This is a genomic window from Pseudomonas fontis (assembly GCF_028656955.1).
Classification (GTDB): Bacteria; Pseudomonadota; Gammaproteobacteria; order Pseudomonadales; family Pseudomonadaceae; genus Aquipseudomonas; species Aquipseudomonas fontis.
The window spans coordinates 1-14005 of record NZ_JAMDGY010000077.1 but is presented as its reverse complement, the minus strand read 5'-3'; the positions used below and the strand labels follow the sequence as shown (position 1 = coordinate 14005).

Here is a 14005-nt window from a genome sequence, read left to right as displayed (position 1 = left end):
GCGAGGTGAGCGGGCATTCTACTCGCTATGCAGGCTGTCATAAATCGACTCGGCAAGCTTTTTACTGATTCCCGGTGCCTTGGCGATCTCTTCGGCACTGGCGCGGGTCAACTCCTGCAGGCCGCCGAAATGTTTCAGCAGGTCGCGGCGACGCTTCGGCCCCACCCCTGCAACATCCTCAAGGCTGGAGGTGCGCCGCGCCTTGCCACGCCGTGCGCGGTGGCCAGTGATGGCAAAACGGTGGGCTTCGTCGCGAATCTGCTGGATCAAATGCAGCGCCGGGGAGTCACCGCGCAAGGTGAATTCATTGGCTGCCTCATTGAGGTACAGCGTCTCGAAACCGGCCTTGCGCGTGGTGCCCTTGGCCACCCCGAGCAGGATGAGGTCCGGTATGGCCAGCTCCTGCAACACGTCGCGGGCCATGTTCAACTGGCCCTTGCCGCCGTCCACCAGCAGCACATCGGGCAACTTGCCCTCGCCTTCCTTGATCCGCCCAAAGCGGCGCATCAACGCCTGGTGCATGGCCGCATAGTCGTCGCCAGCAGTCACCCCTTCGATGTTGAAACGCCGGTAATCGGACTTGATCGGGCCCTCCGGGCCGAACACCACGCAGGACGCCACGGTCGCCTCGCCACTGGAATGGCTGATGTCGTAGCACTCCAGGCGCTGCGGGGTTTCATCCAGATCCAGCACCTGGGCCAGCGCCTCGAAGCGCGCCGCCATGTGCTGGCGGTTCGCCAAGCGGGCCATCAGCGCTTGTTCGGCATTGGTCACGGCCAACTGCTGCCAGCGCGCACGGGTGCCCCGCACCCGGTGGCTGATGGTCAGTTCACGGCCGCGCAAGGTTTCCAGCGCGGCGCACAGGGTGTCGAAGTCTTCGTGCACGACGTTGACGATCAGCTCGCTGGGCAATTCCCGCTCGGCGTTGCCCAGGTAGTATTGGGCAAGGAAGGCCGACATGACTTCGGCCACCTCCTCCTCGATGCCAACCTGCGGGAAGAAGTTCTTGCTCCCCAGCACTCGCCCGCCACGCACGCTGATCAGGTGCACACAGGCGCCGCCCGGGTTGGTAAAGGCCGCGACGACATCGACGTCGCCGCTACCGCCCTCCATGCTCTGCTGGTCCTGGACCCGGCGCAGCAAGGCGATCTGGTCGCGCAATTCGGCAGCCCGCTCGAACTCCAGCGCCATGGCGGCGGTTTCCATGCTGGCGTTCAACTCGTTGGTCAGCTGGTGGCTGCGACCTTCAAGGAACATCACCGAGTGGCGTACATCCTCGGCGTACTCCTGGGGCTCGACCAGGCCGACGCACGGCGCCTTGCAGCGCTTGATCTGGTATTGCAGGCACGGCCGGGTGCGGTTGTTGTAGAAGCTGTCTTCGCATTGGCGCACGAAGAAGGTTTTCTGCAACAGGCTCAGGCTTTCGCGGATCGCCCCGGCGCTGGGGTACGGGCCAAAATACTTGCCCTTCTGCTTCTTCGCCCCGCGATGGATCCCCAGGCGCGGGAAGTCGCCATCAGAAAGCAACACATAGGGGTAGGATTTGTCGTCGCGCAACAGGATGTTGTAGGGCGGGCGCCATTGCTTGATCAGGTTCTGCTCAAGCAGCAGGGCCTCGGTCTCGTTGGCGGTGATGGTGGTTTCCACCGACGCGATACGCCCCACCAGCGCCGCCGTCTTCGGCGCCAGGCCGGTCTTGCGGAAATAGCTGGCCAGGCGCTTCTTCAGGTTCTTGGCTTTGCCCACGTACAGCAGGCGAGCGCCGTCATCGAACATCCGGTAAACACCCGGACGTCCGCTGCAGGTTGCTAGAAAGGCACTGGAATCAAACACAGGGGTCATTTCAGAGGTTGGCGTCGACCATACCGTGGCGCACGGCCAGCAGCGTGAGTTCCACGTCACTGGTGACCGAGAGTTTCTCGAAGATGCGATAACGGTACGTATTGACCGTCTTCGGTGACAAGCACAGCTTGTCGGAAATGATCTGCACCTTCTGACAGCCGACGATCATCAGGGCGATCTGGATTTCACGCTCCGACAGGGCATCGAACGGCGAATCGCTATTGGGCTTGAACGACTTGAGCGCCAATTGCTGGGCAATCTGCGGACTGATGTAGTTTTGCCCGGCAAACGCCAGACGGATGGCCTGGACCATTTCGTCCAAACCAGCGCCCTTGGTCAGGTAACCGGCGGCGCCTGCCTGTAACAAACGCGTCGGGAACGGGTCTTCTTCACAGACAGTGACTGCGACGACCTTGATATCGGGATGACTGCGCAGCAGTTTGCGGGTGGCCTCAAGGCCACCGATACCGGGCATTTTCACGTCCATCAGGACCACATCGGGCTTGAGTTCCCGGGTGACCTTCAAGGCCGCCTCGCCGGAATCGGCCTCCCCCACCACTTGCAGGCCATCGATATCAGCCAGCATGCGGGTAATGCCTGTACGCACCAGATCGTGATCATCGACCACCAGGACCCTAATCAAGCAGACACCTCGCGTTACGGTCTGAATTGGATCCCGCCACCTTAGCAAAAAAAATCTGCTTAGACCTAACTGAAAGCGTCACACAGCCGAGCAGGTTTTTGCCGAGGTGGCGGGCGCTGATCGAGCGCTGATCTAGTAGGCTGCCGAACCGCCCAGCGCCCGCGGGGTTGCGCCGCCCAGGCTGCGCAACAATTGGCGTACCGCCTCTTGATCAGCCTGTGGCAAATTGCGATAGCAGCCGAGCAAAACTTCCTCGTCGGTGTTGAGGTCAGCTACCGCCATGGGCGTGGAGACCCCGCTCAACACGTACAACGCATCGACCCCGCGTGCCGCGACGGCCGCCAGGTAGTCGGCCTTGGGCGTGCGTTCGCCGCTTTCGTACTTGCCTTGTGCGTTCGGCTCGACACCACCGATATCGCCAAACACTCGCTGGGTCAGGCCCAGGCGCTCCCTTTCTTCCCTGATACGTGAACCGATTCCATTCATATGAATACGCAATCCCTTGCTGGTCTCTCGATAGTGCCCTTGAAAGCGGCGCACAACTGACGCCCTCTACAGGGCCGAACTATGCACGGGAAGCGCGGGGTGACACAAGCCAGCGCCCGCTTGGCAGCGCGCTCAAGGCCTGAGGGTGCGCTCCATGCGCAGGAAACACTCGTCTTCACCGACGATGGCAAAACCTTGCCGTAGATAGAGGGTTTGCGCCGGGTTGCTCTTGAACACGGTCAGGCGCAGCAAAGGCAAGTGCCGGCGCACGGCCCACTGCGCCAGTTGCTCCAGCACCTGGCTGCCGAAACCCTGGTTGCGCGCCTCGGGCAGCAGGTGCAGCTCGCGAATGTACAGCGCCCGGCTGTCCTGGCTGAGGCTGCAAAAGCCGATTGGCCGGGCGTCGTCGACCACCAGCCATTGCTCGCGCCAGCCCCAGGCCTGGTCGAAGGCTTCCTCCAGCCAGAGCAGGTCGTAGGTCTGATAGTACGGGAGCATGGCCCGCCGGGTGAGGTCGCGGGCGAAGGTCTGCTGCTGGTCGGTGGCGGGGATGAGGTTCATGGGCGGCTATGTAAAGTCGGGCAGTAGGCGCTGCCGCAGGCTGCAACGCAGGCACCGCCTTTGGGAGCCCTGGCGGACTCCAGCGCAGCCTGACGGCAGCGGCTACAGCTACAGCGGTAGCGGTAGCGGTAGCGGTAGCGGTAGCGGTAGCGGTAGCGGTAGCGGTAGCGGTAGCGACGGTTGTCGAATACCTGGCAGCTTAGCCCGAAACCTCTCCTGTTTGTTGACCAGGATCATATTGCCACCCGGGCAGGCGCATACGCTGAATGTTCTGCAACCGGACCCCTTATCATGGCCACCCCGACACTCGTCGCAACCCCTGCTTCCACGGGCGACCCGCGCCCGCGATTGAATACCCGCTCCAACCGCAACACCATCGCCCTGTTCTGCTGCCTGTTGCTCGGCGGGCTGTGCTACACCGCCTGGAGCGTGATCCGCGACATCGACGCCAGCGGCACCATCGTCACCACCTGGACCCCGTTCCTGCTGCTCGGCCTGGCCTTGCTGATTGCCCTGGGCTTCGAGTTCGTCAATGGTTTCCACGACACCGCCAACGCCGTAGCCACGGTCATCTACACCCACTCACTGCCACCACAATTCGCCGTGGTCTGGTCAGGGTGCTGGAATTTTATCGGCGTGCTGTGCTCAAGCGGCGCAGTGGCCTTCGGCATCGTCGCCCTGCTGCCGGTCGAGCTGATTCTGCAAGTGGGCTCCAGTACCGGCTTTGCCATGGTCTTCGCCCTGCTGCTGTCGGCCATTATCTGGAACCTCGGCACCTGGTGGCTGGGCTTGCCGGCGTCGTCCTCGCATACCTTGATCGGCTCGATCATCGGCGTCGGCGTGGCCAACGCGCTGATGCACGGGCGTGACGGCACCGCTGGGGTGGACTGGTCGCAGGCGAGCAAGGTCGGCTATTCCCTATTGCTCTCGCCCCTGGTCGGCTTTGTCTGCGCCGCCCTGCTGCTGGTGGCGCTGCGCGCGCTGGTCAAACGCAAGGCGCTGTACCAGGCACCGGAGGGCAACACGCCGCCACCCGGCTGGATTCGCGGCTTGCTGATCCTGACCTGCACAGGTGTGTCGTTCGCCCATGGCTCCAATGACGGCCAGAAAGGCATGGGCCTGATCATGCTGATCCTGGTGGGCACCCTGCCCATGGCCTATGCCCTGAACCGCACCATGCCGGCCGAGCAGTCCTTGCAGTTCGCTGCCGTCGCCGAGGTGACCCAACAAGCGCTGGTGCGCCACGCCCCGGCACTGGCCCCGGCAGACCCGCGCCTGACCCTGACCACGTTTATCCGCGAACCCAAGGCCAGCCCGGAACTGCTGCCGGCCCTGGCGGCACTGGCCGGCATGATCGGCCGCGAGGTCCAGGGTTATGGCTCGCTCGCCCACGTGCCCGCCGAAGCCATGGCCAACGTGCGCAACGACATGTACCTGACCAGTGAAACCATCCGTTTGATGGACAAGCATGCGCTACTGAATCTGGATGCTGACACGCGGGACAAGGTGCAGCTGTTCAAGCGCCAGATCGATGACGCCACACGCTACATTCCGTTGTGGGTGAAGGTGTCGGTGGCAATTGCCTTGGGGCTGGGCACCATGGTGGGCTGGAAGCGCATTGTGGTGACGGTGGGCGAGAAGATCGGCAAGACTCACCTGACCTATGCGCAGGGCGCCTCTGCAGAGTTGGTGGCGATGTGCACCATTGGCGCGGCGGACATGTATGGGTTGCCGGTGTCGACGACCCATGTGCTGTCGTCCGGGGTGGCCGGGAGCATGGTAGCCAATGGTTCCGGCCTGCAATGGCGCACAGTTGGCAACTTGGCGATGGCCTGGGTACTGACCTTGCCGGCGGCGATGCTGATGTCGGGTGGGTTGTATTGGGGGCTGACCCAGGTGTTCTGACTTGAGGCCGCTCCCACAGAGCATTGTGCAGGTAGTTTCTGTGGGAGCGGGCTTGTCCCGCGATGAGGCCCGAAAGCTCAGACCACAGTCTCAACCTTCAACCCGGCCGCCTGCCAATCAGGGAACCCGGTATCCAGCCGCCGCGCCCGGAACCCGCGCTCGCGCAGCGCCGCCACCGCCTCAACCGAGAGCACGCACCACGGCCCCCGGCAGTAAGCGACAATCTCCTGGTCCGCCGGCAACTCGGCCAGCCGCTGCTCCAGCGCTGCCAACGGAATATTGATCGCCCCCGGCAAATGCCCGAGCGCGAATTCCTCCGGCGGGCGCACATCGAGCAAGGTCACGCTGTGATCCTGCAAACGCTCGATCAGCTCCAGCCGCGACATCGCCTCCAGCCGGTCCTGCCGTGCGCGGCTGTCCACCAGCAACTCGCGAATCGCCGAACGATTGAAGTCCGCCAACTGGCGCAACGCCGCCAGCAGATTGGCAATCGGCCCCTCGCCCAAGCGGTACAACACGCGCTTGCCATCACGCCGCGTCTGCACATAGCCACTGCGGCGCAAATGCTGAAGGTGCTGCGAAGCATTGGCCACAGACAACTCGCACATCTCTGCCAGGCGCTCGACCGAGCGCTCGCCCTGGGCAATGTGCGAAAGCAACTTGAGCCGATGCGCATGCCCCAAGGTGCGGGCAAGCTCGGCCAGGTCTGCGAAAACATCCGTCGGAGAATCGTTCATTGACAGGACGCTAGCACTGAACAATCATTCAATCAATTAATTGAATGTTCATTTTTCAACCAGAAAAGGAAGACGCCCCATGCATACGCCACTGGAATTCGTGACCCACAGCCTGCTGATCGGCCTCCTCGCCACCGCCCTCGCCGACCTCTGTGCGGTGTTCCAGAAGCGCGTATTGGGCATGCAGGTGGCGAATTGGGCGATGGTCGGCCGCTGGTTCGGCTACATTGCAAAGGGCCAGTGGCGTCACGCGAACATTGCCCAGTCGGCACCGATTGCCGGCGAGGGGCTGATCGGCTGGAGTGCGCACTACCTCACCGGGGTGGCCTACGCCGCCTTGTTGCTGGCCATCAGCGGCATGCAGTGGGTGGCCAACCCGACCCTGCTGCCGGCGCTGTTGGTGGGGATCGGTACGCTGGTCGCGCCGTTCTTCATGATGCAGCCGGGCATGGGCCTGGGCGTGGCGGCATCGCGCACGCCCAAGCCGAATGTGGCACGCCTGCGCAGCTTCACGGCGCACAGCATTTTTGGCCTGAGCCTGTTCGCTGCGGCGTGGCTGCTGGCGCTGGTGCAATAGCCTCGGCGCTCTCAAAGCCGCGCCGAACAGGGTAAGCTACGCGCCAGGACGAATAACAAACCCGAAACAAGGACAGGCTACATGAAGTACGATGATGCCTCCTGGCAGTACGCAAACGACGAGTGCCCAGCCAGGTCGGCCCGCTCGACGATGACCAGCCCAAGCAGTTTCTTCCTTGCCTGGGCGACCTTCCAGGGGCTGCTCAGCCGTGATTTCGAGGCCGATTACGACGCCGAGATCGAAGCGCTGGCCGAGCGCCTGATGACCCCCGGCGCATTTCTCCTCTTCTGCTGCGACGGCCAACTGGTCGACGAAGACTTCAACGCCCGCGGCAATGCCTTTGTCGCCAGCTACCTGAACCCCGAGCACAGCCCGTACCTGGCGGATGTCGAAGCCTGCCTGGCCAACGCCTGCACCCTGGCCGACAGCTGGGACAACTTCGACACCCTCAAGCCGCTGCTCGACCAACGTTTCGCGCAGTGGCTCACGCCAGGCTGATCAGCCGCGACGCTACTTGCGCCAGCCAGGCAGATCAAGCTGAAATCACCCGTCCACTTAAGCCTATGGGCCCCTTTGCAGTGACTCAAAGGGCCCTCGCGGGCGCATCCACGCTCATCGCCGCAGCCCCCCCTGAACATGCGTTTGGCCTGCCGACAGTGAACCAGCCCCGAAAAAAACTGTCTTTGCGCTGGTGACTTGCCCATGGCAAGCCCCCGGGGAGTTCCAACGGTTATCCCCCTTTTCTAGTCACCCTCGTCACCGCCGGCGGCAGGCATGCGGCCCGTGGCTTTTGATTTTTTACGTTCATGGGGACGATAACCATGCAGAGTATTCGACGTTTTTCCCTTCAGCGCGTGGCCCTGCCGGCGCTGGTTGCCGGCCTGCTGGCCAGCGCCCTACCCGCCCATGCCGAAGAGGCGCCCGGCGATGAGCGCTGGGTCAGCGACAGCCTGAGCACCTATGTACGCAGCGGCCCCACCGACGGGCATCGGCTGGTCGGCACGCTCAAATCCGGGCAGAAGGTCAAGCTGATCACCACCCAGGGCAACTACAGCCAAGTGCGCGGGGAATCCGGCGACACCGTGTGGATCGCCAGCAGCGACCTGCAGCAGGTGCCCGGCCAGGCCGAGCGTCTGCCGCAGCTCAGCGAGCAGGTGACGCAACTGAGCGAGCAACTCAAGACCATCGACGACAGCTGGAAGACCCGCGTCCAGGGTATGCAGGAGACCCTCGACTCACGCAAAGCCCTGATCGATGAACTGGAGGCGCGCAGCAAGGCGCTCAATGGCGAACTGAGCGATGCCCAGTCGGAGCTGCGCGCAACCCAGGCCAAACTGGGGGATGAGAACAAGCAGGTACTGATGCGCTACCTGGTGTACGGCGGGGGGATTGCCGGGGCCGGGTTGCTGGTGGGCTTGATCCTTCCGGCGTTGAGCCGTGGGCGCAAGCGTAATGACCGCTGGTTCTGATTGAGGCGTGCGCCGCCATCGCCGGCAAAGCCGGCTCCCACAAGGTCCGGCATCACACCGAATATTGTGGGAGCCGGCCTTGCCGGCGAAGCTCCAGTAGCCGCGCTTATGCATCATCAGCAGGATTCGTTTTGCTGATGCCCGACAGGCCGCCACACTGGCGGCCTTTTCGTTCATATCAGGATGCATCCGATGTCTGGTGAAACCGCCCTGGCGACCCTGTTGCGCAGCATGAAACCGCAGCTCAACGACGGTGACTACGTGTTCTGCACGGTCAAGGACTGGCCCGCCATCCAGCCCGCCGAGGTGATCGGCAGCTTCCAGGAAGCCGAAGGGCTGACGCTGATCCTGGCTCGCGAACGTGCCCAGGCCCTGGGCCTGGCCTTCAGCTATGAAGCCGCGTGGATCACCCTGACGGTGCACTCATCACTCGAAGCCGTCGGCCTCACCGCCGCCTTCGCCAGCGCCCTTGGGCGCGCCGGCATCAGCTGCAATGTGGTTGCCGCGTTCTATCACGACCACATCTTTGTAGCCAAAGCCGATGCGCAGCGGGCCATGGCCGTGCTGGAGCAACTGGCCTGCGCCGCGTAACCGCTCGTCCGCAGTTGCTGAACCGACACTGAACCTTTTGAGCAATCACCAGCAACTGCCACATCCCCCCGCTAGCATCCCCCCGGCACACCACAGCTTCGCCACCTACAGGGGGACCGGCGATGAACAACAAACCCAACCTCACCCTGCTTAAAGAATTCTTCGCCAGCTTCCTGCGTTCACGCCATTACGCCCGGCACTTCCGGCGTCTGGCGCTGTTCGAAAGCCTGGCCGACAGCAGCGTCAGCCGTGAACTGCCACCCACCCTGGCACACACCCTGGTCAAAGCCGCCCTGCAGGACCCAGACGCCCTGCTCACCAGCCTCGGTACACAACGTGAAGGCCTGCACGCCGAGGCCATCGAGCCCTTGCGCGAACGCTTCGGCCTCAACGAAGTCGAGCACGAGCAACCCCTGCCCTGGTGGATGCACCTCTGGCACTGCTACCGCAACCCGTTCAACCTGCTGCTCTCGCTGCTGGCCCTGATCTCGTGGCTGACCGAAGACATGAAGGCCGCCGCGGTGATCCTCAGCATGGTGATCATCTCCACCCTGCTGCGCTTCTGGCAGGAAGCCCAGTCGAACAAGGCCGCCGACGCGCTCAAGGCAATGGTCAGCAACACCGCGACGGTGATCCGCGAGCAGCGCCAGGAACTGCCGATCCAGTACCTGCTGCCCGGCGACATCATCGTGCTCTCGGCTGGCGACATGATCCCCGCCGACTGCCGCGTGCTCAGCGCCAAGGACCTGTTCATCAGCCAGGCGGCAATGACCGGCGAATCGCTGCCGGTGGAAAAATTCGCCCAATTGCGCGACAGCACCAGCAGCATCAACCCGCTGGACCTCGACACCCTGCTGTTCATGGGCACCAACGTGGTCTCCGGCGCCGCCACGGCGGTGGTCCTGAGCACCGGCAACAGCACCTATTTCGGCGCCCTGGCGCTGCGCGTCAGTGCCACCGACCGCGAGCCCACCTCGTTCCAGGCCGGGGTCAACACCATCAGTTGGCTGTTGATCCGTTTCATGCTGGTGATGGCGCCGCTGGTGCTGCTGATCAACGGCTTCAGCAAGGGTGACTGGATGCAGGCGCTGCTGTTCGCCCTGTCCATCGCCGTGGGCCTGACCCCGGAAATGCTGCCGATGATCGTCACCTCGACCCTGGCCAAGGGCGCGGTGTTCCTGTCGCGCAAGAAGGTCATCGTCAAGCGCCTGGACGCCATCCAGAACTTCGGTGCCATGGACGTGTTGTGCACCGACAAGACCGGCACCCTGACCCAGGACCGGATCTTCCTCGCCCGGCATGTCGATGCCTGGGGCGAAGCGTCCGACGATGTGCTGCAGATGGCCTACCTCAACAGCTACTACCAGACCGGGCTGAAGAACCTGCTCGACGTGGCGGTGCTCGAGCACGTCGAAGTCAACCGCGAACTCCAGGTCGCCACGGCCTTTGCCAAGGTTGATGAAGTGCCATTCGACTTCACCCGCCGGCGCATGTCGGTGGTGGTGTCGCGCCAGGACCTGGACCAGAACCTGCTGATCTGCAAAGGCGCCGTCGAAGAGATCCTCGCGGTGTGCACCCGCGTGCGACATGGCGACACCGATGAACCCTTGACCGCAGCGCTGCTGCAAGGCATCCGCGAAGTCACCGCCTCGTTCAACGAGGAAGGGCTGCGGGTAGTCGCCGTCGCGGCCCGGCCCACGGCTCGCAGCCAGGACAACTACGGGGTCGGCGATGAGCAGCAACTGACGCTGATCGGCTACGTGGCCTTCCTCGACCCGCCCAAGGAAAGCACCGCGCCAGCCCTCAAGGCCCTGGCCGCGCATGGCGTGGCGGTGAAAGTGCTGACCGGCGACAACGAGCGGGTCACCGCCAAGATCTGCCGTGAGGTGGGGCTGGAGCCGCAAGGCCTGCTGCTGGGCAGCGACATCGAAGGCATGGGCGACCAGCAGCTCGCGGCAGCCGTGGAAACCTGCAACGTGTTTGCCCGCCTGACCCCGGCGCACAAGGAGCGCATCGTCCGCCTGCTCAAGGGCAATGGCCATGTGGTGGGTTTCATGGGCGACGGCATCAACGACGCGCCGGCCCTGCGCACCGCCGACATCGGCATATCGGTGGACAGCGCGGTGGACATCGCCAAGCAGGCCGCCGACATCATCCTGCTGGAAAAGAGCCTGATGGTGCTGGAAGAAGGCGTGCTCGAAGGCCGCCGAACCTTTGCCAATATGCTCAAGTACATCAAGATGACCGCCAGCTCCAACTTCGGCAACGTGTTCTCGGTGCTGATTGCCAGCGCGTTCATTCCGTTCCTGCCGATGCTGCCGATGCACCTGCTGGTGCAGAACCTGCTGTATGACGTGTCGCAGATCGCCATCCCGTTCGACAATGTCGACCCCGAGCAACTGCAGGCACCACAGCGCTGGCAGCCGGCGGATATCGGGCGTTTCATGCTGTTCTTCGGGCCGATCAGCTCGATCTTCGACATCGGCACCTTCCTGCTGATGTGGTACGTGTTCAAGGCCAACAGCGCGGAGCACCAGACCCTGTTCCAGTCCGGCTGGTTCGTCGTCGGCCTGCTGACCCAGACGCTGGTCGTGCACCTGATCCGCACCCCGCGCGTGCCGTTCCTGCAAAGCCGTGCGGCCGCGCCACTGATGATCATGACCGGGGTGATCATGGCGGTGGGGATCTTCCTGCCGATGGGGCCCTTCGCCCACTACTTCAAGCTGCAGGCGCTGCCACCGCTGTATTTCGTGTTCCTGATGTTGATCCTGCTGGCCTACATGGGCCTGACCCAGGCGATGAAAGGCTTCTATCGTCGACGCTATGGCTGGCAGTAAAGCGCTGCCCGGTGAATGGGCCGGGCGGCTGGAGCAGATGATGGTGCGTTGAGCTTTCGGGCCCCATCGCCGGCAAGGCCGGCTCCCACACCCCACCCCCACACACCCAAACCTGTGGGAGCCGGCCTTGCCGGCGATGAGGCCAGCACTGGCACCACACACCTCCCCGCTATCTGCTTAACTGGAATCACTCCCGGCCCAACAACCAGCAGGTGAACCCATCATGGCGCGCACCACCCCCATCGAGCAGTACCGCAACATTGGCATCGTCGCCCACGTCGACGCCGGCAAGACCACCACCACCGAACGCATCCTGTTCTACACCGGGGTCAACCACAAGATGGGCGAAGTGCACGACGGCGCCGCGACCATGGACTGGATGGCCCAGGAGCAGGAGCGCGGCATCACCATCACCTCTGCCGCCACCACGGCCTTCTGGCAGGGCTCGACCAAGCAGTTCCCCACGCAGTTTCGCTTCAACATCATCGACACCCCCGGCCACGTCGACTTCACCATCGAGGTGGAACGCTCGCTGCGCGTACTCGACGGCGCGGTGGTGGTGTTCAGTGGCGCCGATGGCGTCGAGCCGCAATCGGAAACGGTCTGGCGCCAGGCCAACAAGTACCACGTGCCGCGCCTGGCCTACGTCAACAAGATGGACCGCCAGGGCGCCGACTTCCTGCGCGTGGTCAAGCAGATCGACAAGCGCCTGGGCCACCACCCGGTGCCGATCCAGCTGTCGATTGGCGCCGAGGAAAACTTCAAAGGCCAGATCGACCTGGTGAAGATGAAGGCCATCTACTGGAACGAAGACGACCAGGGCACCACCTACCGCGAGGAAGAAATCCCCGACGACATGCTCGACCTTGCCCTGGAGTGGCGCGACCACATGATCGAGGCTGCCGCCGAAGCCAATGATGAGTTCATGGAGCTGTACCTCAACGGTCAGGAACTGAGCACCGAACAGATCAAGGCCGGCCTGCGCCAGCGCACCATTGCCAACCAAATCGTCCCGGCCATCTGCGGTTCCTCGTTCAAGAACAAGGGCGTGCCGCTGATGCTCGATGCGGTGATCGACTACCTCCCCGCCCCGTCCGAAATTCCCGCGATCAACGGCACTGACCCGGACCACGAGGACAAGCACCTGGAGCGCCACGCCGACGACAGCGAGCCGTTTTCGGCGCTGGCCTTCAAGATCGCCACCGACCCCTTCGTCGGCACCCTGACCTTTGCCCGGGTCTACTCCGGCGTGCTCAGTTCAGGCGATGCCGTGCTCAACTCGGTCAAGGGCAAGAAGGAACGGGTCGGGCGAATGGTGCAGATGCACGCCAACCAGCGCGCCGAGATCAAGGCGGTGTGCGCGGGTGATATCGCCGCGCTGATCGGCATGAAGGACGTGACCACCGGCGACACCCTGTGCGACATCAACAAGCCGATCATCCTCGAGCGCATGGACTTCCCCGACCCGGTGATTTCCGTGGCGGTCGAGCCCAAGACCAAGGCCGACCAGGAAAAAATGGGTATCGCCCTGGGCAAGCTGGCCCAGGAAGACCCGTCGTTCCGCGTGCGCACCGATGAAGAAACCGCGCAAACCATCATTTCCGGCATGGGCGAGTTGCACCTGGACATCATCGTCGACCGCATGCGCCGCGAGTTCGGGGTCGAGGCCAATGTCGGCAAGCCGCAAGTGGCGTACCGCGAGAAGATCCGCAACACCTGCGAGATCGAAGGCAAGTTCGTCCGCCAGTCCGGCGGCCGTGGCCAGTACGGGCACTGCTGGATCCGCTTTACGCCAGGCGAAGAAGGCAAGGAGGGCCTGGAATTCGTCAACGAAGTGGTCGGCGGCGTGATCCCACGCGAGTACATTCCGGCGATCCAGAAAGGCATCGAAGAGCAGATGAAGAACGGCGTGCTCGCCGGCTACCCGCTGATCGGCCTGAAGGCGACGGTGTTCGACGGCTCGTACCATGACGTCGACTCCAACGAAATGGCGTTCAAGGTCGCCGCCTCGATGGCCACCAAGCAACTGGCCAGCAAAGGCAACGCGGTATTGCTGGAGCCGGTGATGAAGGTCGAGGTGGTGACGCCGGAGGAATACCAGGGCGACATCATCGGCGACCTCAGCCGCCGTCGCGGGATGATCCAGGAGGGCGAAGACACCCCGGCCGGCAAGGTGATCCGTGCCGAGGTGCCGTTGGGCGAGATGTTCGGTTATTCCACCCAGATGCGCTCGATGACCCAGGGCCGGGCCAGCTACACCATGGAGTTCACCAAGTACGATGTAGCGCCGGCGAGTATTTCGGATGCGATCATCAAGAAGCAGGGCTGAGCCGCTGCTCTGTAGATACCGTCTTGCC

The 14005-nt window shown here is 63.4% G+C and carries 12 protein-coding genes; 7 read left to right on the top strand and 5 right to left on the bottom strand.

The window, feature by feature from the left end:
* Window positions 1-18 precede the first annotated feature (18 nt).
* The 4 genes from uvrC to M5G11_RS21330 all read right to left on the bottom strand — a co-directional run bounded on the left by uvrC (window position 19) and on the right by M5G11_RS21330 (window position 3532).
* Window positions 19-1842 (bottom strand): excinuclease ABC subunit UvrC, encoded by a 1824-nt coding sequence (gene uvrC, locus M5G11_RS21345; RefSeq protein WP_273913898.1) that lies wholly within the window; start codon window positions 1840-1842, stop codon window positions 19-21.
* A 1-nt stretch (window position 1843) separates the two neighbouring features.
* Window positions 1844-2485 (bottom strand): response regulator transcription factor GacA, encoded by a 642-nt coding sequence (gene gacA, locus M5G11_RS21340; protein ID WP_273913897.1) that lies wholly within the window; start codon window positions 2483-2485, stop codon window positions 1844-1846.
* A gap of 132 nt (window positions 2486-2617) precedes the next feature.
* Window positions 2618-2971, bottom strand: coding sequence for a helix-turn-helix domain-containing protein (locus M5G11_RS21335; protein ID WP_273913896.1), 354 nt, complete (start codon window positions 2969-2971; stop codon window positions 2618-2620).
* Window positions 2972-3103: 132 nt separating this feature from the next.
* On the bottom strand, window positions 3104-3532 hold the full coding sequence (locus M5G11_RS21330) for a GNAT family N-acetyltransferase (protein WP_273913895.1): 429 nt from the start codon (window positions 3530-3532) through the stop codon (window positions 3104-3106).
* A gap of 291 nt (window positions 3533-3823) precedes the next feature.
* On the opposite strand from M5G11_RS21330, the gene M5G11_RS21325 reads away from it, so the two are divergent.
* Window positions 3824-5437 (top strand): inorganic phosphate transporter, encoded by a 1614-nt coding sequence (locus M5G11_RS21325; RefSeq protein WP_273913894.1) that lies wholly within the window; start codon window positions 3824-3826, stop codon window positions 5435-5437.
* A gap of 77 nt (window positions 5438-5514) precedes the next feature.
* On the opposite strand, the gene M5G11_RS21320 is transcribed toward M5G11_RS21325, so the two are convergent.
* Complete coding sequence (locus M5G11_RS21320) at window positions 5515-6174, bottom strand: ArsR/SmtB family transcription factor (protein WP_273913893.1); 660 nt, start codon at window positions 6172-6174, stop codon at window positions 5515-5517.
* Between the two features lie 79 nt (window positions 6175-6253).
* Here M5G11_RS21320 and M5G11_RS21315 point away from each other — a divergent pair, with 79 nt between their 5' ends.
* The 6 genes from M5G11_RS21315 to fusA all read left to right on the top strand — a co-directional run bounded on the left by M5G11_RS21315 (window position 6254) and on the right by fusA (window position 13977).
* On the top strand, window positions 6254-6751 hold the full coding sequence (locus tag M5G11_RS21315) for a DUF2938 domain-containing protein (RefSeq protein WP_273913892.1): 498 nt from the start codon (window positions 6254-6256) through the stop codon (window positions 6749-6751).
* A gap of 81 nt (window positions 6752-6832) precedes the next feature.
* Window positions 6833-7249 (top strand): DUF7832 domain-containing protein, encoded by a 417-nt coding sequence (locus tag M5G11_RS21310; protein WP_273913891.1) that lies wholly within the window; start codon window positions 6833-6835, stop codon window positions 7247-7249.
* 323 nt (window positions 7250-7572) lie between these two features.
* The gene (locus M5G11_RS21305) at window positions 7573-8220 is read left to right on the top strand and encodes a TIGR04211 family SH3 domain-containing protein (RefSeq protein ID WP_273913890.1); all 648 of its coding nucleotides are present in this window, start codon (window positions 7573-7575) and stop codon (window positions 8218-8220) included.
* Between the two features lie 192 nt (window positions 8221-8412).
* Entirely contained in the window at window positions 8413-8811 is a 399-nt protein-coding gene (locus M5G11_RS21300; protein WP_273913889.1) for an ACT domain-containing protein, read from the top strand.
* A 122-nt stretch (window positions 8812-8933) separates the two neighbouring features.
* Window positions 8934-11648, top strand: coding sequence for a magnesium-translocating P-type ATPase (gene mgtA / locus M5G11_RS21295; protein WP_273913888.1), 2715 nt, complete (start codon window positions 8934-8936; stop codon window positions 11646-11648).
* A 223-nt stretch (window positions 11649-11871) separates the two neighbouring features.
* The gene (fusA, locus tag M5G11_RS21290; RefSeq protein ID WP_273913887.1) at window positions 11872-13977 is read left to right on the top strand and encodes an elongation factor G; all 2106 of its coding nucleotides are present in this window, start codon (window positions 11872-11874) and stop codon (window positions 13975-13977) included.
* The last annotated feature ends 28 nt before the right edge of the window (window positions 13978-14005 follow it).

What these genes read in the sequence shown, in the direction of transcription:
- uvrC (WP_273913898.1), bottom strand. Translation starts at nt 1,842, where the DNA reads ATGACCCCTGTGTTTGATTCCAGTGCCTTTCTAGCAACCTGCAGCGGA.
- M5G11_RS21335 (WP_273913896.1), bottom strand. Translation starts at nt 2,971, where the DNA reads ATGAATGGAATCGGTTCACGTATCAGGGAAGAAAGGGAGCGCCTGGGC.
- M5G11_RS21330 (WP_273913895.1), bottom strand. Translation starts at nt 3,532, where the DNA reads ATGAACCTCATCCCCGCCACCGACCAGCAGCAGACCTTCGCCCGCGAC.
- M5G11_RS21325 (WP_273913894.1), top strand. Translation starts at nt 3,824, where the DNA reads ATGGCCACCCCGACACTCGTCGCAACCCCTGCTTCCACGGGCGACCCG.
- M5G11_RS21320 (WP_273913893.1), bottom strand. Translation starts at nt 6,174, where the DNA reads ATGAACGATTCTCCGACGGATGTTTTCGCAGACCTGGCCGAGCTTGCC.
- M5G11_RS21315 (WP_273913892.1), top strand. Translation starts at nt 6,254, where the DNA reads ATGCATACGCCACTGGAATTCGTGACCCACAGCCTGCTGATCGGCCTC.
- M5G11_RS21310 (WP_273913891.1), top strand. Translation starts at nt 6,833, where the DNA reads ATGAAGTACGATGATGCCTCCTGGCAGTACGCAAACGACGAGTGCCCA.
- M5G11_RS21305 (WP_273913890.1), top strand. Translation starts at nt 7,573, where the DNA reads ATGCAGAGTATTCGACGTTTTTCCCTTCAGCGCGTGGCCCTGCCGGCG.
- M5G11_RS21300 (WP_273913889.1), top strand. Translation starts at nt 8,413, where the DNA reads ATGTCTGGTGAAACCGCCCTGGCGACCCTGTTGCGCAGCATGAAACCG.
- mgtA (WP_273913888.1), top strand. Translation starts at nt 8,934, where the DNA reads ATGAACAACAAACCCAACCTCACCCTGCTTAAAGAATTCTTCGCCAGC.
- fusA (WP_273913887.1), top strand. Translation starts at nt 11,872, where the DNA reads ATGGCGCGCACCACCCCCATCGAGCAGTACCGCAACATTGGCATCGTC.